Origin of the sequence: Escherichia coli DSM 30083 = JCM 1649 = ATCC 11775 (assembly GCF_003697165.2) — a bacterium.
Taxonomy (GTDB): Bacteria; Pseudomonadota; Gammaproteobacteria; order Enterobacterales; family Enterobacteriaceae; genus Escherichia; species Escherichia coli.
Map to the genome: position 1 here is coordinate 1,136,558 of NZ_CP033092.2, position 22,782 is coordinate 1,159,339.

At 53.6% G+C, this 22,782-nt stretch carries 25 protein-coding genes; 13 read left to right on the forward strand and 12 right to left on the reverse strand.

Annotation, left to right across the window (positions count from 1 at the left end):
* Nucleotides 1-2: 2 nt before the first annotated feature.
* From ygbL to ltnD, 3 genes are read right to left on the reverse strand one after another with little or no spacing between them, the layout of a single operon-like run.
* A complete protein-coding gene (gene ygbL, locus EAS44_RS06285) occupies nt 3-641 on the reverse strand; it encodes an aldolase (protein WP_001279003.1) in 639 nt (212 codons plus the stop codon).
* Entirely contained in the window at nt 638-1,900 is a 1,263-nt protein-coding gene (gene otnK / locus EAS44_RS06290; RefSeq protein ID WP_000590420.1) for a 3-oxo-tetronate kinase, read from the reverse strand. Before otnK ends, ygbL begins: the two co-directional genes overlap by 4 nt.
* Nucleotides 1,897-2,805, reverse strand: coding sequence for an L-threonate dehydrogenase (ltnD, locus tag EAS44_RS06295; RefSeq protein ID WP_000847997.1), 909 nt, complete (start codon nt 2,803-2,805; stop codon nt 1,897-1,899). The genes otnK and ltnD overlap by 4 nt, the downstream gene beginning before the upstream one ends.
* 195 nt (nt 2,806-3,000) lie before the next feature.
* On the opposite strand from ltnD, the gene ygbI reads away from it, so the two are divergent.
* Nucleotides 3,001-3,768: a DNA-binding transcriptional repressor YgbI gene (gene ygbI / locus EAS44_RS06300; protein ID WP_001296319.1), complete on the forward strand. Its 768-nt coding sequence runs from the start codon at nt 3,001-3,003 to the stop codon at nt 3,766-3,768.
* 50 nt (nt 3,769-3,818) lie between these two features.
* Here ygbI and pphB read toward each other — a convergent pair whose 3' ends face one another.
* Nucleotides 3,819-4,475, reverse strand: coding sequence for a protein-serine/threonine phosphatase (pphB, locus tag EAS44_RS06305; RefSeq protein ID WP_001141302.1), 657 nt, complete (start codon nt 4,473-4,475; stop codon nt 3,819-3,821).
* A 105-nt stretch (nt 4,476-4,580) separates the two neighbouring features.
* Nucleotides 4,581-7,142 (reverse strand): DNA mismatch repair protein MutS, encoded by a 2,562-nt coding sequence (gene mutS / locus EAS44_RS06310; RefSeq protein WP_000103864.1) that lies wholly within the window; start codon nt 7,140-7,142, stop codon nt 4,581-4,583.
* Between the two features lie 285 nt (nt 7,143-7,427).
* Between mutS and ygbA the strand changes: the two genes are divergently transcribed.
* Entirely contained in the window at nt 7,428-7,772 is a 345-nt protein-coding gene (gene ygbA / locus EAS44_RS06315) for a nitrous oxide-stimulated promoter family protein (RefSeq protein ID WP_000015486.1), read from the forward strand.
* Nucleotides 7,773-7,810: 38 nt separating this feature from the next.
* Here ygbA and EAS44_RS06320 read toward each other — a convergent pair whose 3' ends face one another.
* From EAS44_RS06320 to hypA, 7 genes are all read right to left on the reverse strand, one after another.
* A complete protein-coding gene (locus EAS44_RS06320) occupies nt 7,811-8,239 on the reverse strand; it encodes a TOBE domain-containing protein (protein ID WP_000301062.1) in 429 nt (142 codons plus the stop codon).
* A gap of 44 nt (nt 8,240-8,283) precedes the next feature.
* Nucleotides 8,284-10,362 (reverse strand): formate hydrogenlyase transcriptional activator FlhA, encoded by a 2,079-nt coding sequence (flhA, locus tag EAS44_RS06325; protein WP_001350757.1) that lies wholly within the window; start codon nt 10,360-10,362, stop codon nt 8,284-8,286.
* Between the two features lie 73 nt (nt 10,363-10,435).
* Nucleotides 10,436-11,446, reverse strand: coding sequence for a hydrogenase maturation carbamoyl dehydratase HypE (gene hypE, locus EAS44_RS06330; protein ID WP_001059916.1), 1,011 nt, complete (start codon nt 11,444-11,446; stop codon nt 10,436-10,438).
* Entirely contained in the window at nt 11,443-12,564 is a 1,122-nt protein-coding gene (hypD, locus tag EAS44_RS06335) for a hydrogenase formation protein HypD (RefSeq protein WP_001212973.1), read from the reverse strand. Before hypD ends, hypE begins: the two co-directional genes overlap by 4 nt.
* Nucleotides 12,564-12,836 (reverse strand): hydrogenase 3 maturation protein HypC, encoded by a 273-nt coding sequence (gene hypC, locus EAS44_RS06340; protein WP_000334881.1) that lies wholly within the window; start codon nt 12,834-12,836, stop codon nt 12,564-12,566. Before hypC ends, hypD begins: the two co-directional genes overlap by 1 nt.
* Complete coding sequence (gene hypB / locus EAS44_RS06345) at nt 12,827-13,699, reverse strand: hydrogenase nickel incorporation protein HypB (RefSeq protein WP_000337654.1); 873 nt, start codon at nt 13,697-13,699, stop codon at nt 12,827-12,829. Before hypB ends, hypC begins: the two co-directional genes overlap by 10 nt.
* 3 nt (nt 13,700-13,702) lie before the next feature.
* Nucleotides 13,703-14,053: a hydrogenase maturation nickel metallochaperone HypA gene (gene hypA / locus EAS44_RS06350; protein ID WP_001299100.1), complete on the reverse strand. Its 351-nt coding sequence runs from the start codon at nt 14,051-14,053 to the stop codon at nt 13,703-13,705.
* Between the two features lie 211 nt (nt 14,054-14,264).
* Between hypA and hycA the strand changes: the two genes are divergently transcribed.
* The 11 genes from hycA to EAS44_RS06410 all read left to right on the forward strand — a co-directional run bounded on the left by hycA (nt 14,265) and on the right by EAS44_RS06410 (nt 22,782).
* Complete coding sequence (gene hycA / locus EAS44_RS06360; protein WP_000158061.1) at nt 14,265-14,726, forward strand: formate hydrogenlyase regulator HycA; 462 nt, start codon at nt 14,265-14,267, stop codon at nt 14,724-14,726.
* Between the two features lie 124 nt (nt 14,727-14,850).
* Nucleotides 14,851-15,462: a formate hydrogenlyase subunit HycB gene (gene hycB / locus EAS44_RS06365; RefSeq protein ID WP_001079195.1), complete on the forward strand. Its 612-nt coding sequence runs from the start codon at nt 14,851-14,853 to the stop codon at nt 15,460-15,462.
* Nucleotides 15,459-17,285, forward strand: coding sequence for a formate hydrogenlyase subunit 3 (hycC, locus tag EAS44_RS06370; RefSeq protein WP_001274444.1), 1,827 nt, complete (start codon nt 15,459-15,461; stop codon nt 17,283-17,285). The genes hycB and hycC overlap by 4 nt, the downstream gene beginning before the upstream one ends.
* 2 nt (nt 17,286-17,287) lie before the next feature.
* Entirely contained in the window at nt 17,288-18,211 is a 924-nt protein-coding gene (gene hycD / locus EAS44_RS06375; protein ID WP_000115215.1) for a formate hydrogenlyase subunit HycD, read from the forward strand.
* 17 nt (nt 18,212-18,228) lie between these two features.
* The gene (gene hycE / locus EAS44_RS06380; RefSeq protein ID WP_001288134.1) at nt 18,229-19,938 is read left to right on the forward strand and encodes a formate hydrogenlyase subunit HycE; all 1,710 of its coding nucleotides are present in this window, start codon (nt 18,229-18,231) and stop codon (nt 19,936-19,938) included.
* 9 nt (nt 19,939-19,947) lie between these two features.
* The gene (hycF, locus tag EAS44_RS06385; RefSeq protein ID WP_000493797.1) at nt 19,948-20,490 is read left to right on the forward strand and encodes a formate hydrogenlyase subunit HycF; all 543 of its coding nucleotides are present in this window, start codon (nt 19,948-19,950) and stop codon (nt 20,488-20,490) included.
* Entirely contained in the window at nt 20,490-21,257 is a 768-nt protein-coding gene (gene hycG, locus EAS44_RS06390) for a formate hydrogenlyase subunit HycG (protein WP_000067399.1), read from the forward strand. Before hycF ends, hycG begins: the two co-directional genes overlap by 1 nt.
* Complete coding sequence (hycH, locus tag EAS44_RS06395; protein WP_001291913.1) at nt 21,254-21,664, forward strand: formate hydrogenlyase assembly protein HycH; 411 nt, start codon at nt 21,254-21,256, stop codon at nt 21,662-21,664. The genes hycG and hycH overlap by 4 nt, the downstream gene beginning before the upstream one ends.
* Nucleotides 21,657-22,127 (forward strand): hydrogenase maturation peptidase HycI, encoded by a 471-nt coding sequence (hycI, locus tag EAS44_RS06400; RefSeq protein ID WP_000132954.1) that lies wholly within the window; start codon nt 21,657-21,659, stop codon nt 22,125-22,127. Before hycH ends, hycI begins: the two co-directional genes overlap by 8 nt.
* A gap of 24 nt (nt 22,128-22,151) precedes the next feature.
* Nucleotides 22,152-22,337, forward strand: coding sequence for a hypothetical protein (locus EAS44_RS06405; protein WP_015953052.1), 186 nt, complete (start codon nt 22,152-22,154; stop codon nt 22,335-22,337).
* Between the two features lie 25 nt (nt 22,338-22,362).
* Nucleotides 22,363-22,782: a helix-turn-helix domain-containing protein gene (locus EAS44_RS06410; protein ID WP_000126294.1), complete on the forward strand. Its 420-nt coding sequence runs from the start codon at nt 22,363-22,365 to the stop codon at nt 22,780-22,782.

The window sequence follows — 22,782 nt, forward strand, 5'->3', positions numbered from 1 at the left end:
CATTAACTCCTTAATTCCGCAATTTCACCTGCGGTCAGATAACGGATCGGGCGGTCACCGAGAATAAAAATCAGCTTTGCCGTTTCCTCCAGCTCTTCCATATTGTTGGCGGCTTCTTGCAGGCTTTCACCGCAAACCACTGGGCCATGATTTGCCAGTAAAAAAGCCTGATTGTCTGCTGCCAGTTCCGCCAGATCCTGTGCGATGCGTTTATCGCCCGGTCGGTAATAGGGCACCAGCGGGACATTACCCATCCGCATCACCACGTATGGTGTGAACGGCCGAATAACGTTATTGCTGTCCAGCCCTTCCTGGCAGGAAAGCGCCGTCGACCACGTACTGTGCAAATGCACTACCGCTTTACAGCGCGGATTGTTGCGATACAGCGCCAGATGAAAGAGCACCTCTTTCGAGGGTTTGTCACCACTTAACCATTCGCCATCCGCGGTGACTTTGGAAAGCCGCTGCGGATCGAGATTGCCCAGGCATGAACCTGTCGGTGTCGCCAGTAAATTCCCGTCAGGTAAAAGCAGCGACAGATTGCCAGCCGAACCGGTTGCATATCCGCGCTGAAAGAATGAACTGGCAATCCGCGTCATCTCCTCTCGCAAAGACTGCTCTACTTTTGCGAAATCGCTCATGATAAAAACTCTCTTTGGGCTCGTGAAAAAAAGGCTTCATCACCGAAGTTGCCAGATTTAAGGGCGAGTGAGACAGGCTTATCCAGTGCGTTTACCCACGGCACGCCGGGGGAAATGGTTGGGCCAATATGAAAACCTTTTATGCCCAGGCTCTGTGTGACTACGCCGGAGGTCTCACCGCCTGCGACAATAAAGCGTGTCACGCCTTCCGCTGCTAACCGCGCCGCTAGTTGAGAAAACAGTGTTTCCACTGCCTGACTGGCTTTTTGTGCACCGTATTGCTGTTGAATTGCTGCCAATGCGTCAGTGCTGGCGGTGGCAAAAACCAGTGGAGCAAGTACACTTTCCTGGCCCAGAACCCACTCTGCCAGCTCGTGTGCATAAGCGGCCAGAGTTTCGGTTGAGAGGCAGCGTGCCACATCAACCTCACGGGCTGGTGCAATTTGACGGTAATGTGCCACCTGGCGGTTGGTCATTTGAGAGCATGAACCGGAGAGCACTACGCCGCGCCCAGCGAGCGGACGCCCTGCTTCGCGAGCCTGGTTACCGTTTTCTTGCGCCCACTGCCGGGCCAGGCCAATCGCCAGACCAGAACCGCCCGTTACCAGTGGGGCATCGCGCAAGGCTTTCCCCTGAATTTCCAGATGGTGTTCGGTCAGCGCATCAAGCACCGCGTAGCGATAGCCCTCTTGCTGTAAGCGAGCCAGCTCCTGACGAACGGCTTTCACACCTTGTTCGAAAACATGTGCTGAAACGACGCCGCAGCGCCCTGTGGATTGCGATTCAACCAGACGGGGAAGATAGCTGTCGGTCATGGGATTTACCGGGTGATGGCGCATCCCGGATTCGGCCAGCAGTTGATTCATTACGAACAAATACCCCTGATAAACCGTACGTCCGTTGACTGGCAGGGCCGGAGAGAAGACCGTAAACGGTGTGTCGAGAGCATCCATTAATGCATCGGTAACCGGACCGATATTCCCTTTCGCCGTACTGTCGAAAGTAGAGCAGTATTTGAAATAGATCTGTTTGCAACCTTGCTGTTGCAACCAGCTCAGAGCCGCCAGCGATTGCTGTGTGGCTTCAACCACCGGACAGGAGCGCGTTTTCAGGCTGATCACCAGAGCGTCGATTGCTTCCGGCATTTTACCTGTTGGAACACCGTTAATTTGTACCGTTGGTAGACCGTTTTCCACCAGAAAACTGGCGATATCCGTCGCGCCGGTAAAATCATCGGCGATAACGCCAATCTTGATCATGATTTCGCTCCCGGTAGAGTGATGCCTGAGAAAATCTTGATAACTGCGCTATCGTCTTCTTTCCCGTAACCCGCGTTACTGGCGCTGGTGAACATATTCAATGCTGTTGAGGCCAACGGCAGCGGGAAGTGCAGGGCTTTGGCGGTATCGGCAACCAGACCAAGATCCTTAACAAAAATATCGACGGCTGAATGCGGGGTGTAATCGCCATCCACCACATGACGCATCCGGTTTTCGAACATCCATGAATTTCCGGCGGCATTGGTCACGACGTCATACATCACATCCAGCGGGATCCCCGCACGGGCTGCAAGCGCCATCGCTTCGGCTCCGGCAGCAATATGTACGCCCGCTAACAACTGGTGGATAATTTTTACGGTCGAACCCAGTCCCGGTTCTGCACCGATGCGATAAACTTTTCCGGCAACGGCTTCCAGCACGGGTGCCAGTCGTTCAAAGGCAATATCGCTACCGGAGGCCATGACAGTCATTTCACCGTTAGCGGCTTTTACCGCACCACCAGAAACCGGCGCATCCAGCATTTCCAGACCGAATCCAGCCAGAGCGGTAGCAATTTCTTGCGCATCAGCACTGGCGATAGTGGAAGAAACCATTACTGCCGTACCGGGTTTCAGATGTTGTGCAACGCCTTTTTCACCAAACAGCACCTGTTTAACCTGGGTCGCATTGACCACCAGCACCAGCAGAGCGTCCAGTTTTTCGGCAAACGTCGCGGCGTTATCAGAAACTCCGCAAGCACCAGCCTCTTTCAACGTAGCGCAGGCATTGCTGTTCAGGTCTGCGCCCCAGGTAGAAAGACCTGCGCGGACACATGACAGTGCTGCTCCCATTCCCATTGACCCTAAGCCAACGATACCGACATGAAACTCCGATCCCGTTTTCATCTGCTCTCCTTGTTAATTTAAGTGATATTTTGTTTGATGTTGTGAATATAAGCGCGGAAAGATAACGATATGGTGAGCTGATTCACAAAAGTTAACATTGCGTGTTATTTTATGTGAACTAAGCGTTAGTTGCGCCGCGCACGTTTCGCAGGCAAATAGCGTAGAATGTCCGCAGGACAAAGGAAGGAGCAAAAGTTGATACCCGTAGAGCGTCGCCAAATCATCCTTGAGATGGTAGCTGAAAAAGGCATTGTCAGTATTGCTGAACTAACGGACAGAATGAATGTGTCACATATGACCATTCGTCGGGATTTACAAAAACTGGAGCAGCAGGGAGCCGTTGTGCTGGTGTCCGGAGGCGTCCAGTCTCCGGGACGCGTGGCGCATGAACCTTCTCATCAGGTAAAAACTGCGCTGGCAATGACGCAAAAAGCGGCTATTGGCAAGCTGGCGGCAAGTCTTGTTCAGCCGGGACGTTGTATCTATCTGGATGCAGGAACGACCACGTTAGCGATTGCACAGCATCTGATTCACATGGAGCCACTCACAGTGGTTACTAACGACTTCGTTATTGCGGACTACTTGCTCGACAACAGTAATTGCACAATTATTCACACTGGCGGCGCAGTGTGTCGGGAAAACCGTTCCTGTGTTGGGGAAGCCGCTGCGACCATGCTGCGTAGCCTGATGATTGATCAGGCTTTTATTTCTGCATCGTCATGGAGTGTGCGGGGGATCTCTACGCCAGCAGAAGATAAAGTCACGGTGAAAAGGGCGATTGCCAGTGCCAGCCGCCAGCGAGTTTTGGTCTGTGATGCGACGAAATATGGACAGGTGGCGACATGGCTGGCGTTACCATTAAGCGAGTTTGATCAGATCATTACTGACGACGGTCTGCCGGAGAGTGCCAGCCGCGCGCTGGCGAAGCTGGATCTCTCTTTGCTGGTAGCGAAAAATGAATAATGACCTGCAATAACGCCGGGTTACTCATGCTTCACAGAAGAAGCATGAGACTACTTTATTTTATAAAATGACAGCCGCCCGCTTTTCGGCGATCCGGTATCTATATAAATCTGGTTAGCGAACGTCTGAATGTTATCAAACATCATATGACCAAATATAAAGAAGTCGGCACCGTTTATTTTTTGTAATTCGCTATTAAGTGATTTCTGCACACGATCAACAGGCCAGAGTAATTCGTTCTCCGCTATTTCTTTGCCAAACTGATACTCCTTCCCCGGATAATCTGCATGTGCGATGACATATTTTATGGTGTCGTTAGTGATTTCAATAATATGTGGAAGGTGATGGAATTTCAGCAACAGATCTATTGCCTCTTGTTGCTCTGAATCATTTAAATCGAAAAACCAGTCACCACCGCTGGCAAGCCACATATTTCCATCGCCAGTTTCGAATGCATCAAGCGCCATCGCTTCGTGGTTGCCTTTGACGGAGATAAACCAGGGCTGGTTTAACAGGCGCAGCACGTTAAGACTCTCGGGCCCACGATCGATGTTATCGCCTACCGAAATAAGTAAGTCGGTTTCAGGGCAAAAAGAGAGTTGATGTAAGCGGGATTGTAATAATTGATAGTCACCATGAATATCACCAACGGTCCATATATGGCGATAGTGATGGGCGTTGATTTTTTGGTAGCGTGTAGATGGCATGGTTTTACCCTGTAAAATAAGCTTTCCTATTATACAGGGTATTTTTATTTGATTCGTCAGTTGTTGTTAATATTCCCGATAGCAAAAGACTATCGGGAATTATTATTACACCAGACTCTTCAAGCGATAAATCCATTCCAGCGCCTGACGCGGAGTCAGTGAATCCGGGTCGAGGTTTTCCAATGCCTCGACCGCAGGCGAAGTTTCTTCCGGTACGGACAGCAAAGACATTTGTGTACCATCCACTTGCGTAGCAGCGGCGTTCGGCGAAATGCTTTCCAGCTCACGCAGTTTTTGCCGTGCGCGCTTAATAACCTCTTTTGGCACACCCGCCAGAGCTGCAACCGCCAGGCCGTAGCTTTTGCTCGCTGCGCCATCCTGCACGCTATGCATAAAGGCAATGGTGTCGCCGTGCTCCAGTGCATCGAGATGCACGTTGGCGACGCCTTCCATTTTCTCCGGTAACTGGGTCAGCTCGAAATAGTGGGTAGCAAACAGCGTCAACGCTTTGATCTTATTTGCCAGATTTTCCGCACACGCCCATGCCAGCGACAGGCCATCGTAAGTGGACGTTCCGCGCCCAATCTCGTCCATCAACACCAGACTGTATTCGGTGGCGTTATGCAGAATATTAGCGGTTTCGGTCATCTCCACCATAAAGGTTGAACGTCCGGAAGCCAGATCATCCGCGGCACCTACGCGGGTAAAGATGCGATCGATCGGCCCAATCTCGACCTTTTGCGCCGGGACGTAACTGCCGATATACGCCATCAGCGCAATCAACGCGGTCTGGCGCATATAGGTACTTTTACCCCCCATGTTCGGACCGGTGATGATCAACATGCGGCGCTGTGGCGACAGGTTTAGCGGGTTAGCGATAAACGGTTCGTTCAGTACCTGTTCAACCACTGGATGGCGACCTTCGGTAATACGAATGCCAGGTTTATCAATAAAGGTCGGGCAGGTGTAGTTCAGGGTATAGGCCCGCTCCGCCAGGTTAACCAGCACATCAAGTTCTGCCAGCGCGCTCGCGCTCTGTTGCAACGCTTCCAGATGCGGCAGCAACAGGTCGAACAGCTCTTCATAAAGCTGTTTTTCCAGTGCCAGCGCTTTGCCTTTTGAGGTGAGAACTTTATCTTCGTACTCTTTCAGCTCCGGAATAATGTAACGCTCGGCGTTTTTCAGCGTCTGGCGGCGCATGTAGTTGATTGGTGCCAGATGGCTTTGCCCACGGCTGATTTGAATGTAGTAGCCGTGCACAGCATTAAAGCCAACTTTTAACGTGTCCAGGCCGGTACGTTCACGCTCGCGGACTTCCAGACGTTCCAGATAATCGGTCGCGCCGTCGGCCAGCGCACGCCATTCATCCAGTTCTTCGTTATAACCAGTCGCAATAACACCACCATCGCGTACCAGCACCGGCGGCGTGTCGATGATTGCTCGCTCCAGCAGGTCGCGCAGTTCGGCAAACTCGCCCATCTTCTCACGCAGCGCTTGTACCGGTGCACTATCGACATTTTCTAACTGCGCACGCAACTCCGGCAGTTGCTGGAAGGCATGACGCATACGGGCCAGATCGCGCGGGCGAGCGGTACGCAACGCCAGACGCGCCAGAATACGTTCCAGGTCGCCGACCTGACGCAGTACCGGCTGTAGCTCAGCGGTGAAATCCTGCAATGCGCCAATAGTTTGCTGGCGCTCAAGCAACACGCGGGTATCGCGCACTGGCATATGCAGCCAGCGTTTCAGCATACGGCTGCCCATCGGCGTTACAGTGCAGTCGAGCACTGAAGCCAGCGTATTTTCCGCACCGCCGGCCAGGTTCTGAGTAATTTCCAGGTTACGACGCGTCGCGGCATCCATAATGATGCTGTCCTGCTGACGTTCCATAGTGATAGAACGAATATGCGGCAGGGTCGTGCGTTGGGTATCTTTCGCATACTGCAACAGACAACCGGCAGCACAAAGTCCGCGTGGTGCGTTCTCCACACCAAAACCGACCAGATCTCGGGTGCCAAATTGCAGGTTCAATTGCTGGCGAGCGGTGTCGATTTCAAACTCCCACAGCGGGCGACGACGCAGGCCGCGGCGACCTTCAATCAGCGACATCTCGGCGAAATCTTCCGCATACAGTAATTCCGCTGGATTCGTACGTTGCAGTTCTGCCGCCATCGTTTCGCGGTCTGCCGGTTCGCTCAGGCGAAAACGACCGGAACTGATATCCAGCGTTGCGTAGCCGAAACCTTTACTGTCCTGCCAGATAGCCGCCAGCAGGTTGTCCTGACGTTCCTGCAACAGCGCTTCATCGCTGATGGTGCCCGGCGTAACGATACGGACAACTTTGCGCTCAACCGGCCCTTTGCTGGTCGCCGGATCGCCAATCTGTTCACAAATAGCGACGGATTCGCCCTGATTCACCAGTTTGGCGAGGTAGTTTTCCACCGCATGGTAGGGAATCCCCGCCATCGGGATTGGCTCTCCCGCTGAAGCACCGCGTTTGGTCAGTGAAATATCCAGCAGTTGCGATGCCCGTTTTGCGTCGTCATAAAACAGTTCATAAAAGTCGCCCATCCGGTAAAACAGCAGGATCTCGGGATGCTGGGCTTTCAGCTTGAGATACTGCTGCATCATGGGCGTATGGGCGTCGAAATTTTCTATTGTACTCATGGGGTTAAGTCCGGCTCCCTGATGTTAAATGTAGTGTGATGGTTTTTATTTTCGTTGTAATCACATAAGGCGCACATGATACCGGAGTTAATCATTTCAGGGGAAGACGCGAAAGGTGAGTTCTTGATGTCGGTTCCGCGAAAAATGCTGCTTTGCAGCTTTTGCGTGATGACGATGAAACAAGATCGCCAAATTCGTCGGTTGAAGAAACCTCCTCCTTCAGAGACATAGTCCCCTTTAAAATTAAGTTGTAATATAAATGCACCTTAAGAGTATGGAGGCAGCATGTCCGGCAAGCGTATCTCTCGTGAAAAACTGACGATTAAAAAAATGATCGATCTTTATCAAGCGAAATGCCCGCAGGCGTCAGCAGAGCCGGAGCATTACGAGGCGTTGTTTGCTTACGCGCAAAAGCGGCTGGATAAATGTGTGTTCGGCGAAGAGAAACCAGCCTGTAAGCAGTGTCCGGTGCACTGTTACCAGCCTGCAAAGCGTGAAGAGATGAAACAGATTATGCGTTGGGTTGGGCCGAGAATGCTGTGGCGTCATCCGATCTTAACCGTGCGTCATCTCATCGATGACAAGCGTCCGGTGCCGGAGTTGCCAGAAAAATATCGTCCAAAGAAATAAATCTGCCGGAGAGCCATACTCTCCGGCAAATACGGCGCTTACGCTTTGGTGGCAATCAGGATGGCTGATGCTTTGATCAATGCAATAACGCGCGAGCCAGTGGTGAGTTTCATTTCATCCTGACTTTCATTTGTTACCACTGCCACAATTTCAAAACCCGCATCCGTTTTGATATGGACAGTGGCGTTCACTGCGCCTTCGGTGATTGTCGACACGCTGCCAGCAAACTGGTTGCGAGCAGAGAATTTCAGTCCACAGTCTTCCGTTGCCAGCGTGACCCACGGGGCTTTAATCAGGGCAATCGCTTCTTTCCCTTTCGCCAGACCCAGCGCTTGCTGGCTGCTGTGAGTCACAATTGCCACCAGCTTTGCACCACCTGCCAGCGTCAGTTCTACTTCATCATTCACCGCGCCCATTGCTACTGCGCTAACTGTTCCGGTTAATTGATTTCTTGCTGAAACTGCCATACTGCCTCCTTTCATTGAATGTTGATCGAGTATAACCACATCTGTTAAATCAATGCCGATTTATCAATTCCCAGTCGCTTCATTCGTGACAGCAGAGTCGTGCGTTTCAGCCCCAGAAGTTGCGCAGCGCCTTTAGGCCCGGCAACCACGCCGTTTGTTTCTTTCAGCACGCGAACAATCAACTGATATTCATCTTCGCCCTCCTGGGCGACAACCGTTGCGGCAGGCGGCGTTTCAGGTTCTGGTAAAGCAATATCTGGCAATGACAGCTGCAGCACGTTGCCGCGTGTTAGCAATACCGCGCGCTCGATGACGTTTTCCAGCTCACGCACGTTGCCCGGCCATTCCATGTTGCTCAGGATGCGCAGCGTCTCGGCAGGAATGCTGTCGATATTGCGCCCCAGACGACGGGCAATTTTGAAGGTAAAGGCTTTCGCCAGCAGCGGAATATCTTCCGGACGCTCGCGTAGTGGCGGCAGGTGGATCGGGAATACGTTCAGGCGGTAATAGAGATCGCTACGGAACTCTCGGTCGGCGACCATTTTTTTCAGATCGCGGTTAGTCGCGGCAATTAAACGTACGTCCGTCTGAATGATTTTGTTGCTGCCGAGACGTTCAAACTCCTGTTCCTGTAATACACGCAGCAACTTCGGCTGTAACTCCAGCGGCATATCGCCCACTTCATCGAGGAATAGTGAGCTTTTATCCGCCAGTTCAAAACGACCAATGCGCTGAGCGCTGGCACCGGTAAAAGCCCCACGCTCATGACCAAATAGATCGCTTTCCAGCAATCCGGCAGGCATCGCCGCGCAGTTCATTTTGACCATGCGGCGATTATTACGCCCACTGAGATTATGGATCGCGCGGGCAATCAGCTCTTTACCTGTACCAGTTTCACCGAGGATCAGAACGGTACTGTCACTTTGCGCCACCATTTCCACTTGTTTAAGTACGCTGTACATGGCTTCGCTGCGGCCAATAATCTCGCCAAATTCACTATCAACATTGTTGAGCTGCTCGGTCAGGGCGAGGTTTTCATCAACCAGCCGTTCTTTCAGACGATGAATTTCCTGATAGGCGAGGGCGTTATCGACAGCGATTGCCACACGTTCGGCAATCTGGCGCAGTAAATTCAGATTGGTAGTGGTAAAGACTTTCTCTTCGCATTGCGCCAGTTTCAGCACGCCCAGCATAGTGTCGCCAGACATCAGCGGTAACAGGCACAAGGTTTGAATCTGGTTGCCCCAGGTGTTGAACAACATGCGTTCATAGGGGGCTAAATCGTCCCGCTCGTGGAGATTAATCAACAGCATCTCTTTACTTTTGAAGACGCGTTCGGTGAGGGTTCCGGCTTCATCGACTTCGCTCTGTTCGTGAGCGGGATGCTGTTTATCAAGATAGTGAGTGGAGTAGATGTTGAGTTTGTTTTTACGGTGGCTGCGTAAGACGATGCTGATATCGTCAATGTCGAAATAGTAATGGATTTCTTTGGCGACTTCGCTGACCAGTTCGTCCATATCCAGGCGGGAAAGCACCGCGTTAGTGATGGCGACCAGGATGCGGAAGTTATCGCGTTCCCGGCATAACAACTCATAGTCGACATTGTTAACGACGCGGCTCTGGATTTGTTCGGTGACGACAGAAACGATCTGCGTAAATGTTTGCAGACGATTGAACTCTTTTTCGCTCCAGGGGCGATCGTCATAACGAATAAATTCACAGCCACCAAAAATATGCCCTTCCGCCGCCAGTGGCATCAGGCAATAGTGACCAAATTTGGGGTATAGCCCACCTGTGGCCAGCTGCGGCCAGGTTTCACAAAATTCTTCGTAACTGCAATGCAGCGTATCAGGGCGCGACAAAATGCTGCGTACCGGACCGTGTGCCAGAACAGTTTCGTCTTCATATTTAATGGGGGTGTCTTTTTCACGCGATGCGTAATAAGACGCACGTTGAGTCTGCGCTTGCCACAACACAATCGCCGCGTTGTCGGCGAGCGCAGAACGCTTTACCAGTTGCGAAAGAGCCTCACACAGCGAGGCCAGATCGGGCTGCTGCAATAGTGTCCGAGTGATGTCGAACAACCCTTGCTGTCCGAGATCACTCATCGGTGTATATGACATTTTGTTCTTCCAGGAAAGCACCGCAAAGCGGTGCAAAAGGTCATTGACTAACTATAGGAGATTTAGAATTTTATTAGCATATACGCGGAAGCGGTTCGGCGTGCGGTAGATCGAGGGTTCGTTTCACGCCATACAGACCGGCAAGACGAACACCTTTACGTTCTACTACTTCGCCAATCAGCGCCGCATCTTTTCCCAATGGATGGGAATGTAACGCCGCCAGCACTTGCTCTGCTGCGTTGCGTTCAACGGCGATCACCAGTTTGCCTTCGTTGGCAAAGTTAAGGGCGTCCAGTCCCAGCAGTTCGCAAACGCCGCGCACAGCAGGTTTAACTGGCAGTGCCGCTTCTGAAAGTTCAATACCACAACCGCAGGCTGCCGCGAACTCATGAACCACCGCGTTTACACCACCACGGGTGGCATCACGCAGCGCTTTCACGCCGGGAATGTCACGCAGCGTCTGAATAAGCGGCGTTAGTACCGCGCAGTCGCTGACCAGTTCGCCGTCCAGCCCCAGCTGCTCACGCAGGTTAAGGATAGTCGCCCCGTGGTCCCCGAGTGTACCGCTAACCAGCAATACATCGCCTGCGGTTAGCGTCTGTGCGCCCCAGTGAATATTCGCCGGAATTGCGCCCATGCCAGCGGTGTTGATAAACAGTTTATCTGCCGCGCCGCGCTGCACCACTTTAGTATCGCCAGTGACGATGGCAATGCCTGCCGCGCGGGCGGTTTCTGCCATGCTGGTCACTACGGCTTTCAGTGTCTCCATCGGCAATCCTTCTTCGAGGATAAAGCCACAGGAGAGATAGCGCGGAATAGCGCCACTGACCGCAACGTCATTGGCGGTGCCGCAAATCGCCAGCTTGCCGATATTACCGCCAGGAAAGAACAGCGGGTCAATGACGTAACTGTCGGTGGAGAACGCCAGACGGTCGCCTTCCGCTACCAGCTGCGCCAGATCAAGACGGGCCTGATCTTCCTGCTCTGCCAGCCACGGGTTGGCAAAGGCTTCCATAAACAGGCTGTTGATTAATTGCTGCATCGCCTGGCCGCCGCTACCGTGGGCGAGTTGGATATTATTCACGCTTCACTCTCCTGCTGACGATACTGATACCACGCGGCGCACGCTCCTTCGGAGGAAACCATCAGCGCACCAAACGCGGTTTGAGGATTACAGGTGTTACCAAACAGCGGGCATTGATGCGGCTTACATTTGCCCGTTAATACTTCACCACAACGCGCACGCGGGTCATCGCAGACCTGCTGCGGTGCCGGGCGGAAATGTGCTTCGGCATCGAATCGTTGATAATCCGGCGTCAGGTGCACGCCAGAAGATTCAATCACGCCTAAGCCGCGCCATTCGCTGTCGCCGTTGACACAGAACACATCAGCAATTGCCTGTTGCGCCAGCAGGTTACCGGCATCCGGCACCACCCGACGATACTGATTCTCTACCTTGCTATGGGCCGCTATTTTCTGCTCCACCAGCATCACCACGCCTTGAAGTAGATCAAGGGGTTCGAAACCAGCGACCACCAGCGGACGATGAAAATCGCTGGCGATAAAATTATAGGCATCAGTGCCGATAACCATACTAACGTGACCGGGCGCAAGAAACGCGTCGATACCGTTATCCGGCTCTTCAAGTAAACTGCGCAGTGTTGGGATGAGCGTAATGTGCTGGCAGAAGAAGTAAAAATTCTGCACATCGCGGGCTTTTGCCTGTTGCAACGTGATGGCGGTGGTCGGCATGGTGGTTTCAAAACCTAAGCCGAAGAACACCACTTTGCGGGTTGGATTCTCCTGCGCCAGTTTTAACGCATCCATTGGCGAGTAAACGATGCGCACATCGGCACCGCGTGCTTTTGCCTGCAACAGCGACCCCTGTTTCCCTGGTACGCGCATGGCATCGCCAAAGGTACAGAAGATGACTTCCGGATGGCTGGCAATCTCCACGCAGGTGTCGATTCTACCCATTGGCAGTACGCACACCGGGCAACCCGGACCGTGGATAAACTCAACGTTTTCCGGTAGCAACTGGTCGAGGCCGAATTTAAAAATGGCGTGGGTATGACCGCCACACACTTCCATAATCCGCAGAGGGCGTTCGGCGGTGTAAGAGAGATGTGAAGCACGTTCGCGCAGATGCTCAATTAACTGCATTACCTGTTCCGGCGCGCGATATTCATCAACAAAACGCATTATTTTTCCTCGCCATACAACAGCGCGCCGACATCTGGCTCAACGTCAAACATGTTTTGTAAGGCGTCGAGAGTGTCGCGTGCTTCGGCTTCATTAATTACGCTCATGGCAAAGCCAACGTGAACCAGTACCCACTGGCCCACGCGTGGCTGACCGTTTTCATCGCAGCTGCCGACTAACGTTAAATCGACATCGCGCTGAATGCCGCAGACGTCGACTTTCGCCTGGTTGCCGTCAATAGTGCGGATCTGGCCGGGAACGCCTATGCACATCGCTGTGTCTCCAGCCAGTTCAGCCACTGGTCCATCCCTTCGCCGCTGGTGGCGGAAATAAGGATGATTTCAATTTCTGGATTGACTTCACGGGCGCAGGCGATGCACTTCTCAACGTCAAAGTTGAGATACGGCAGCAGGTCAACTTTGTTGAGCAGCATCAGCGAGGCGGCGGCAAACATATGCGGATATTTCAGCGGTTTGTCTTCACCTTCGGTAACGGAAAGCACCGCCACTTTGTGTTTTTCACCGAGATCGAAGCTGGCCGGGCACACGAGGTTGCCGACGTTTTCGATAAACAGAATACCGTTATCGTCCAGTGGCAGGCGCGGCGCGGCGTCGGCAATCATCTGTGCGTCAAGATGGCAGCCTTTACCGGTGTTCACCTGAATCGCTGGCGTGCCGGTAGCACGAATGCGCGCGGCATCGTTCACGGTTTGCTGGTCGCCTTCAATAACTGCGCACGGAACGCTGTCTTTCAGGCGCATTAAGGTTTCCGTCAGCAGGGTGGTTTTACCGGAACCAGGGCTGGAAACCAGGTTGAGCACCAGTTGCTTGCGGGCAGCAAAGTGCGCGCGGTTGCGTTCAGCCAGACGGTTATTTTTGTCCAGCACGTCAATTTCGACTTCCAGCATCCGACGCTGGCTCATGCCCGGCGCGTGAGTGCCCGCTTCGCCATGACCGTAATGCAGGTCGCCTTCTTCAGTCTGGCTGGGGGTAAATTCAGGCGCTTTAATGCCGGTGATTTTCATCTTCGGGCGTGCCGCCGGGGCAAATGGCGCGCTACGAAACGCGGAATGAGGGTTATGTTCATCACCCTCGATATACAGGTTGCCTTCACCGCAACCGCATGTTGTACACATCGCTCACTCCTGGTCTATTTCTATCCGCCGAATCTGTAAACCGTCGTCTGCCACAATCTGTAGCATGTCACCATGACACTGTGGACAGCGGCGGACGCGCTGGGTCAGTAGCGTCACATACTGTTGGCATGTTTCACACCAGCATTCGGCCTCTTGTTCTTCGAGGTGCAGTTTACAACCTTCCGCCACGCTGCCGCGGCAAACCAGATCAAAACAAAAGGCAAGAGAGCTGGTTTCGACACAAGAAAATGCGCCAATTTTGAGCCAGACCCCAGTTACGCGTTTTGCGCCGTGTTTTGCGGCCTGCTGTTCGATCAATTCCAGTGCCCGTTGGCAGAGGGTTATTTCGTGCATATCGCCTCCCATTAACTATTGCCAGCTACAAGCAATAATTGTGCCAGTGTTGATTATCCCTGCGGTAAATAATGTCGATGATGTCGAAATGACACGTCGACACGGCGACGAAATTCATCTTTAGCTTAAAAATCGCTTTAATAACAATAAATTAAAAGTTGGCACAGAAAATGCTTAAAGCTGGCATCTCTGTTAAACGGGTAACCTGACAATGACTATTTGGGAAATAAGCGAGAAAGCCGATTACATCGCACAGCGGCATCGTCGCCTACAGGACCAGTGGCACATCTACTGCAATTCGCTGGTTCAGGGGATCACGTTATCGAAAGCGCGCCTGCATCACGCCATGAGCTGCGCGCCGGACAAAGAACTCTGTTTCGTCCTTTTTGAACATTTTCGCATTTACGTCACCCTGGCGGATGGCTTTAACAGCCACACCATCGAGTATTACGTCGAAACGAAAGAGGGTGAAGACAAACAGCGGATTGCGCAGGCGCAACTGAGCATTGACGGCATGATTGATGGCAAGGTCAACATCCGCGATCGCGAACAGGTTCTGGAACACTATCTCGAAAAAATCGCTGGCGTTTACGACAGCTTATACACCGCCATTGAAAACAATGTGCCGGTGAATTTAAGCCAACTGGTAAAGGGACAAAGCCCGGCAGCATGAGCTGAGGCTTTGCCCGTTTTGCAGGCGTTACGCCTGTTTGGGGATGGGCGTGTCGATGAGTGTCGAAAATGACATTTCATCGGCATGTTTTCGTCAAAAATGACAATCACCTGAGGAATGCCTGGTGAATCGTTTTGTAATTGCTGACTCCACGCTCTGTATCGGCTGCCACACTTGTGAGGCTACCTGTTCAGAGACGCATCGCCAGCACGGCCTGCAATCAATGCCGCGCCTGAGAGTGATGCTAAATGAAAAAGAATCTGCGCCGCAGCTCTGTCACCACTGTGAAGATGCACCCTGCGCAACGGTCTGCCCGGTTAACGCCATCACTCGTGTTGATGGTGCCGTGCAGCTGAATGAAAGCTTGTGCGTAAGCTGCAAACTGTGTGGCATCGCCTGCCCGTTTGGCGCAATTGAATTTTCCGGCAGCCGTCCGCTGGATATTCCGGCAAACGCCAATACCCCGAAAGCGCCACCGGCACCGCCTGCTCCGGCGCGTGTCAGCACATTGCTTGACTGGGTGCCAGGTATTCGCGCGATCGCCGTCAAATGTGACCTTTGTAGCTTTGATGAACAAGGTCCGGCCTGCGTGCGGATGTGCCCGACTAAAGCCCTGCATCTGGTGGATAACACCGATATCGCCCGCGTCAGCAAACGTAAGCGTGAGCTGACTTTTAACACGGACTTTGGCGATCTCACCTTGTTTCAGCAGGCTCAAAGTGGAGAGGCTAAATGAGCGCAATTTCCCTGATCAATAGCGGCGTGGCGTGGTTTGTCGCCGTCGCTGTTCTGGCATTTCTCTTTTCTTTTCAAAAAGCGCTAAGTGGCTGGATAGCCGGAATTGGCGGCGCGGTGGGTAGCCTGTATACGGCAGCCGCGGGCTTCACTGTGCTGACTGGCACGGTTGGCGTGAGCGGTGCGCTGTCGCTGGTAAGCTACGATGTGCAAATCTCTCCGCTTAACGCGATTTGGCTGATTACACTCGGCCTATGCGGTCTGTTTGTCAGCCTCTACAACATTGACTGGCATCGCCACGCGCAGGTGAAATGCAACGGCTTGCAGATCAATATGTTGATGGCTGCCGCCGTCTGTGCCGTCATCGCCAGCAACCTCGGCATGTTCGTGGTAATGGCCGAAATCATGGCCCTGTGTGCGGTGTTCCTCACCAGCAACAGCAAAGAGGGCAAACTGTGGTTTGCGCTGGGGCGTCTTGGCACTCTGCTGCTGGCGATTGCCTGCTGGCTGCTGTGGCAGCGTTACGGCACGCTGGATCTGCGCCTGCTGGATATGCGTATGCAACAGCTGCCGCTCGGTTCCGATATCTGGCTGCTCGGTGTGATTGGCTTTGGCCTGCTGGCCGGGATTATTCCGCTGCACGGCTGGGTGCCACAGGCACATGCCAACGCCTCTGCGCCAGCTGCCGCGCTGTTTTCCACGGTAGTCATGAAAATTGGCCTGCTGGGCATTTTAACTCTGTCACTACTGGGCGGTAATGCACCGCTGTGGTGGGGGATCGCGCTGCTGGTGCTCGGTATGATCACCGCATTCGTCGGCGGTCTGTATGCGTTGATGGAACATAATATCCAACGTCTGCTGGCTTACCACACCCTGGAGAATATCGGCATTATCCTGCTGGGGCTGGGCGCTGGCGTAACGGGTATCGCGCTCGAACAACCGGCGCTGATTGCCCTTGGTCTGGTTGGTGGTCTGTACCATCTGCTTAACCATAGCCTGTTCAAGAGCGTACTGTTCCTTGGTGCGGGGAGCGTCTGGTTCCGTACCGGTCATCGCGATATCGAAAAACTCGGTGGTATTGGCAAGAAAATGCCGGTTATCTCCATCGCCATGTTAGTCGGGCTGATGGCAATGGCTGCGCTGCCGCCGCTGAACGGTTTTGCCGGGGAATGGGTTATCTATCAATCCTTCTTCAAACTGAGCAATAGTGGCGCGTTTGTTGCCCGTCTTCTCGGGCCGCTGCTCGCCGTGGGGCTGGCAATTACCGGTGCGCTGGCGGTGATGTGTATGGCGAAAGTTTATGGCGTTACTTTCCTCGGCGCGCCGCGTACCAAAGAGGCCGAAAACGCCACCTGTGCGCCGCTCCTGATGAGCGTAAGCGTAGTGGCACTGGCGATTTGCTGCGTAATTGGCGGTGTTGCTGCGCCGTGGCTACTGCCGATGCTCTCTGCTGCTGTACCTCTGCCGCTGGAGCCTGCTAACACCACCGTTTCTCAACCAATGATCACGTTGCTGCTGATTGCCTGCCCGCTGCTGCCATTCATCATTATGGCGATTTGCAAAGGCGATCGTTTGCCGTCGCGTTCCCGCGGTGCGGCCTGGGTGTGCGGCTACGATCATGAAAAATCAATGGTGATTACCGCTCACGGTTTTGCCATGCCGGTGAAACAGGCGTTTGCGCCGGTGCTGAAACTACGCAAATGGCTGAATCCGGTGTCTCTGGTGCCGGGCTGGCAGTGCGAGGGGAGTGCGTTGCTGTTCCGCCGGATGGCGCTGGTTGAACTGGCGGTGCTGGTGGTGATTATTGTTTCACGAGGAGCCTGAGAATGAGTGTTTTATATCCGTTAATTCAGGCGCTGGTGCTATTTGCCGTTGCGCCGCTGCTCTCCGGTATTACCCGCGTAGCGCGCGCCCGTCTGCATAACCGTCGTGGGCCGGGTGTGTTGCAGGAGTATCGCGACATTATCAAACTGCTGGGCCGCCAGAGCGTTGGCCCGGATGCCTCCGGCTGGGTGTTCCGCCTGACGCCGTATGTGATGGTGGGCGTCATGCTGACTATCGCCACTGCGCTGCCGGTGGTGACCGTCGGCTCTCCGCTGCCGCCACTGGGCGATTTGATCACCTTACTGTATCTCTTCTCCATCGCGCGTTTCTTCTTTGCCATTTCTGGTCTGGATACTGGTAGCCCGTTTACCGCTATCGGCGCGAGCCGTGAAGCGATGCTTGGCGTGTTGGTTGAACCGATGCTGCTGCTTGGTCTGTGGGTCGCCGCACAGGCTGCCGGTTCCACCAACATCAGCAACATCACCGACACCGTTTATCACTGGCCACTGAGCCAGAGCATCCCGCTGGTGCTGGCGCTTTGTGCCTGTGCGTTCGCCACTTTTATCGAAATGGGCAAACTGCCGTTCGACCTGGCGGAAGCCGAGCAGGAGTTGCAGGAAGGTCCGCTCTCTGAGTATAGCGGCAGCGGCTTTGGCGTCATGAAATGGGGCATCAGCCTGAAACAGCTGGTGGTGTTGCAGATGTTCGTCGGGGTGTTTATTCCGTGGGGACAAATGGAAACCTTCACCGTCGGTGGGCTGCTGCTGGCGCTGGTGATTGCCATCGTCAAACTGGTGGTCGGCGTACTGGTTATCGCGCTGTTCGAAAACAGCATGGCCCGTTTGCGTCTTGATATTACTCCACGCATTACCTGGGCTGGTTTTGGCTTTGCATTTTTAGCGTTCGTCTCCTTGCTGGCGGCGTGATTAAAGAGAGTTTGAGCATGTCTGAAGAAAAATTAGGTCAACATTATCTCGCCGCGCTGAATGAGGCATTTCCGGGCGTCGTGCTGGACCACGCCTGGCAGACCAAAGATCAGCTAACCGTCACCGTGAAGGTGAACTACCTGCCGGAAGTGGTGGAGTTTCTCTACTACAAACAAGGGGGTTGGCTGTCGGTGCTGTTTGGTAACGACGAACGCAAACTGAATGGTCATTACGCCGTTTATTACGTGCTGTCGATGGAGAAGGGCACCAAGTGTTGGGTAACGGTTCGCGTCGAAGTTGACGCCAACAAACCGGAGTATCCTTCCGTGACGCCGCGCGTTCCGGCGGCGGTGTGGGGCGAGCGTGAAGTGCGCGATATGTACGGTTTGATTCCGGTTGGTCTGCCGGATGAACGTCGTCTGGTGCTGCCGGATGACTGGCCGGATGAACTTTATCCTCTGCGTAAAGACAGCATGGATTATCGTCAGCGTCCGGCACCGACTACCGATGCTGAAACCTACGAGTTCATCAACGAACTGGGCGACAAGAAAAACAACGTCGTGCCGATTGGTCCACTGCACGTCACTTCTGACGAACCGGGTCACTTCCGTCTGTTCGTCGATGGTGAAAACATTATCGACGCCGACTACCGCCTGTTCTACGTCCATCGCGGCATGGAAAAACTGGCGGAAACCCGTATGGGTTACAACGAAGTGACCTTCCTCTCTGACCGTGTGTGCGGGATCTGCGGCTTTGCTCACAGCACCGCCTATACCACGTCGGTGGAAAACGCGATGGGTATTCAGGTGCCAGAACGCGCGCAGATGATCCGCGCCATTCTGCTGGAGGTAGAACGCCTGCACTCGCATCTGCTCAATCTCGGCCTGGCCTGTCACTTTACCGGCTTCGACTCCGGCTTTATGCAGTTCTTCCGCGTGCGTGAAACCTCCATGAAAATGGCAGAGATCCTTACCGGTGCACGTAAAACCTACGGCCTGAACCTGATCGGCGGGATTCGTCGCGATCTGCTGAAAGACGACATGATCCAGACCCGCCAGCTGGCACAACAGATGCGTCGTGAAGTGCAGGAGCTGGTGGATGTGCTGCTGAGCACACCGAACATGGAACAACGCACCGTCGGCATTGGTCGTCTGGACCCGGAAATCGCTCGCGACTTCAGTAACGTTGGCCCGATGGTTCGTGCCAGCGGTCACGCCCGTGATACCCGTGCCGATCACCCGTTTGTTGGTTATGGCCTGCTGCCAATGGAAGTCCACAGCGAGCAGGGCTGCGACGTTATTTCCCGTCTGAAAGTGCGTATCAACGAAGTCTATACCGCGCTGAATATGATCGATTACGGTCTGGATAACCTGCCGGGCGGCCCGCTGATGGTGGAAGGCTTTACCTACATTCCGCACCGTTTCGCGCTGGGCTTTGCCGAAGCGCCGCGCGGCGACGATATCCACTGGAGCATGACCGGCGACAACCAGAAGCTGTACCGCTGGCGCTGCCGTGCGGCGACCTACGCGAACTGGCCGACCCTGCGTTATATGCTGCGCGGCAACACCGTTTCCGATGCGCCGCTGATTATCGGTAGCCTGGACCCTTGCTACTCCTGTACCGACCGCATGACCGTGGTCGATGTACGTAAGAAGAAGAGCAAAGTGGTGCCGTACAAAGAACTTGAGCGCTACAGCATTGAGCGTAAAAACTCGCCGCTGAAATAAGGAATCGCCATGTTTACCTTTATCAAAAAAGTCATCAAAACCGGCACGGCGACTTCGTCTTATCCGCTGGAGCCGATTGCGGTTGATAAAAACTTCCGTGGTAAGCCAGAGCAGAACCCGCAGCAGTGCATTGGCTGTGCGGCTTGCGTCAATGCCTGCCCGTCAAACGCCTTAACGGTTGAAACCGACCTCGCCACTGGTGAGCTGGCGTGGCAGTTTGACCTTGGGCGCTGCATCTTCTGTGGGCGCTGCGAAGAAGTCTGCCCGACAGCGGCGATCAAACTGTCGCAAGAGTACGAACTGGCGGTGTGGAAGAAAGAAGATTTCCTGCAACAGTCCCGCTTCGCGCTGTGCAACTGCCGCGTCTGCAATCGTCCTTTCGCCGTCCAGAAAGAGATCGACTACGCCATTGCGCTGCTTAAGCACAACGGTGACAGCCGCGCGGAAAACCACCGCGAAAGCTTTGAGACTTGCCCGGAATGTAAGCGCCAGAAATGCCTGGTGCCGTCCGACCGTATTGAACTGACTCGCCATATGAAAGAGGCCATCTGATGAGCAATTTATTAGGCCCCCGTGACGCCAACGGCATTCCGGTCCCGATGACGGTGGATGAATCCATCGCCAGCATGAAGGCGTCGTTACTGAAAAAAATCAAACGTTCTGCCTACGTTTATCGCGTGGACTGCGGCGGCTGTAACGGTTGCGAAATCGAAATTTTCGCCACGCTTTCGCCGCTGTTCGATGCAGAACGCTTCGGCATTAAAGTCGTTCCGTCACCGCGTCATGCGGATATTTTACTGTTTACCGGCGCGGTCACCCGTGCAATGCGATCCCCTGCGCTGCGTGCGTGGCAGTCCGCGCCGGACCCGAAAATCTGTATCTCCTACGGTGCCTGCGGTAACAGTGGCGGGATCTTCCACGATCTCTACTGCGTGTGGGGCGGTACGGATAAAATCGTTCCAGTGGATGTTTATATCCCTGGCTGCCCGCCAACGCCTGCCGCCACGCTGTACGGCTTTGCGATGGCGCTCGGCCTGCTGGAGCAGAAAATCCACGCCCGTGGGCCGGGTGAGCAGGATGAACAACCGGCGGAGATTCTGCATGGCGATATGGTGCAGCCGCTGCGCGTGAAAGTGGATCGCGAAGCACGCCGCCTGGCGGGTTATCGTTACGGTCGCCAGATTGCCGATGATTTCCTGACGCAATTAGGGCAGGGCGAAGAACAGGTTGCACGCTGGCTGGAAGCGGAAAACGATCCGCGTCTGAACGAGATTGTCAGCCATCTGAATCATGTTGTTGAAGAGGCGCGTATCCGATGAGTGAAAAGGTGGTGTTCAGTCAACTGAGCCGTAAATTCATTGATGAGAACGATGCTACGCCCGCCGAGGCGCAGCAGGTGGTCTATTACAGCCTGGCGATTGGTCACCACCTTGGGGTTATCGATTGCCTGGAAGCGGCGCTTACCTGCCCGTGGGATGACTATCTGGCATGGATTGCCACTCTGGAGGCGGGCAGCGAAGCCCGCCGCAAAATGGAAGGCGTGCCGAAATATGGTGAGATCGTCATCGACATTAACCATGTGCCGATGCTGGCCAACGCATTCGATAAAGCCCGGGCAGCGCAAACTTCGCAGCAGAAGGAATGGAGTACAATGCTGTTAAGTATGCTGCATGATATTCATCAGGAAAACGCCATCTATTTGATGGTGAGGAGACTGCGTGACTGACGTTTTACTCTGTGTTGGCAATAGCATGATGGGTGATGATGGCGCAGGCCCGCTACTGGCGGAAAAGTGCGCTGCCGCGCCGAAAGGTAACTGGGTAGTGATTGACGGCGGTAGCGCACCGGAAAACGACATTGTCGCTATCCGCGAACTGCGCCCGACACGGCTGCTTATTGTCGACGCCACGGATATGGGGCTAAACCCTGGCGAGATCCGCATCATCGACCCGGCTGACATCGCCGAGATGTTTATGATGACTACCCATAACATGCCGCTGAACTATCTTATCGACCAGTTGAAAGAAGATATTGGCGAAGTGATTTTTCTCGGCATCCAGCCGGATATCGTCGGCTTTTACTACCCGATGACCCAGCCGATTAAAGATGCGGTAGAAACCGTTTATCAACGACTGGAAGGCTGGGAAGGGAATGGCGGCTTCGCGCAGTTAGCGGTGGAAGAAGAATAATTCTCCATCAGGGAATTCAGGGAATTGAACATCAGAACAGGGATGTGCGCTTTTTTATTGAGCTTAGTGCTGCCTGCACAGGCCACCAGCTTTACCGAATATCTGCCAATGAGTGACGGCGAATATGCGCAAAAGCGGGTGCTGAAACCTCTCCTGACCATGCCTTATGATGCCGAGCAAACATGGCATTTTAGAAAAGTGAGCGTCTGACACGATACTACAGAGAGAACAAAGAATGACTGCTAATGCTGCACGCGCTGTTAAAGCAACAAGAGAACTGGTCAATGCAGTCCCCTTTCTGGGAGGCAGTGACTCAGAAGATGATTATCGTGAAGCACTGGAACTGGTCGAATATTTGATTGAAGAAGATGATACCAATCCACTTATCGACTTTCTGGCGAGCCGCATTGCAGAATATGAAAACAATAACGAAAAGTTTGCAGAGTTCGACAAAGCCGTTGCAGCAATGCCGGTTGGCGTGGCGTTACTTCGTACGCTGATTGATCAACATAATCTGACCTATGCGGATTTGAAGAACGAAATCGGCTCTAAATCCCTGGTCAGTCAGATTTTATCTGGACAACGTTCCCTGACGATATCCCACATTAAGGCACTTTCAGCCCGATTTGGCGTTAAGCCGGAATGGTTTCTTTGA

Excerpts from the sequence above, each read along its gene's own strand:
- ygbA (WP_000015486.1), top strand. The coding sequence starts at position 7,428 with ATGTCCGGCAAGCGTATCTCTCGTGAAAAACTGACGATTAAAAAAATG.
- mutS (WP_000103864.1), bottom strand. The coding sequence starts at position 7,142 with ATGAGTACAATAGAAAATTTCGACGCCCATACGCCCATGATGCAGCAG.
- hycA (WP_000158061.1), top strand. The coding sequence starts at position 14,265 with ATGACTATTTGGGAAATAAGCGAGAAAGCCGATTACATCGCACAGCGG.
- hycF (WP_000493797.1), top strand. The coding sequence starts at position 19,948 with ATGTTTACCTTTATCAAAAAAGTCATCAAAACCGGCACGGCGACTTCG.
- hycC (WP_001274444.1), top strand. The coding sequence starts at position 15,459 with ATGAGCGCAATTTCCCTGATCAATAGCGGCGTGGCGTGGTTTGTCGCC.
- EAS44_RS06410 (WP_000126294.1), top strand. The coding sequence starts at position 22,363 with ATGACTGCTAATGCTGCACGCGCTGTTAAAGCAACAAGAGAACTGGTC.
- hycG (WP_000067399.1), top strand. The coding sequence starts at position 20,490 with ATGAGCAATTTATTAGGCCCCCGTGACGCCAACGGCATTCCGGTCCCG.
- EAS44_RS06320 (WP_000301062.1), bottom strand. The coding sequence starts at position 8,239 with ATGGCAGTTTCAGCAAGAAATCAATTAACCGGAACAGTTAGCGCAGTA.
- hycE (WP_001288134.1), top strand. The coding sequence starts at position 18,229 with ATGTCTGAAGAAAAATTAGGTCAACATTATCTCGCCGCGCTGAATGAG.
- hycD (WP_000115215.1), top strand. The coding sequence starts at position 17,288 with ATGAGTGTTTTATATCCGTTAATTCAGGCGCTGGTGCTATTTGCCGTT.
- hypA (WP_001299100.1), bottom strand. The coding sequence starts at position 14,053 with ATGCACGAAATAACCCTCTGCCAACGGGCACTGGAATTGATCGAACAG.
- ygbL (WP_001279003.1), bottom strand. The coding sequence starts at position 641 with ATGAGCGATTTCGCAAAAGTAGAGCAGTCTTTGCGAGAGGAGATGACG.
- otnK (WP_000590420.1), bottom strand. The coding sequence starts at position 1,900 with ATGATCAAGATTGGCGTTATCGCCGATGATTTTACCGGCGCGACGGAT.
- hycH (WP_001291913.1), top strand. The coding sequence starts at position 21,254 with ATGAGTGAAAAGGTGGTGTTCAGTCAACTGAGCCGTAAATTCATTGAT.
- flhA (WP_001350757.1), bottom strand. The coding sequence starts at position 10,362 with ATGTCATATACACCGATGAGTGATCTCGGACAGCAAGGGTTGTTCGAC.
- hypD (WP_001212973.1), bottom strand. The coding sequence starts at position 12,564 with ATGCGTTTTGTTGATGAATATCGCGCGCCGGAACAGGTAATGCAGTTA.
- hypB (WP_000337654.1), bottom strand. The coding sequence starts at position 13,699 with ATGTGTACAACATGCGGTTGCGGTGAAGGCAACCTGTATATCGAGGGT.
- hypC (WP_000334881.1), bottom strand. The coding sequence starts at position 12,836 with ATGTGCATAGGCGTTCCCGGCCAGATCCGCACTATTGACGGCAACCAG.
- pphB (WP_001141302.1), bottom strand. The coding sequence starts at position 4,475 with ATGCCATCTACACGCTACCAAAAAATCAACGCCCATCACTATCGCCAT.
- ltnD (WP_000847997.1), bottom strand. The coding sequence starts at position 2,805 with ATGAAAACGGGATCGGAGTTTCATGTCGGTATCGTTGGCTTAGGGTCA.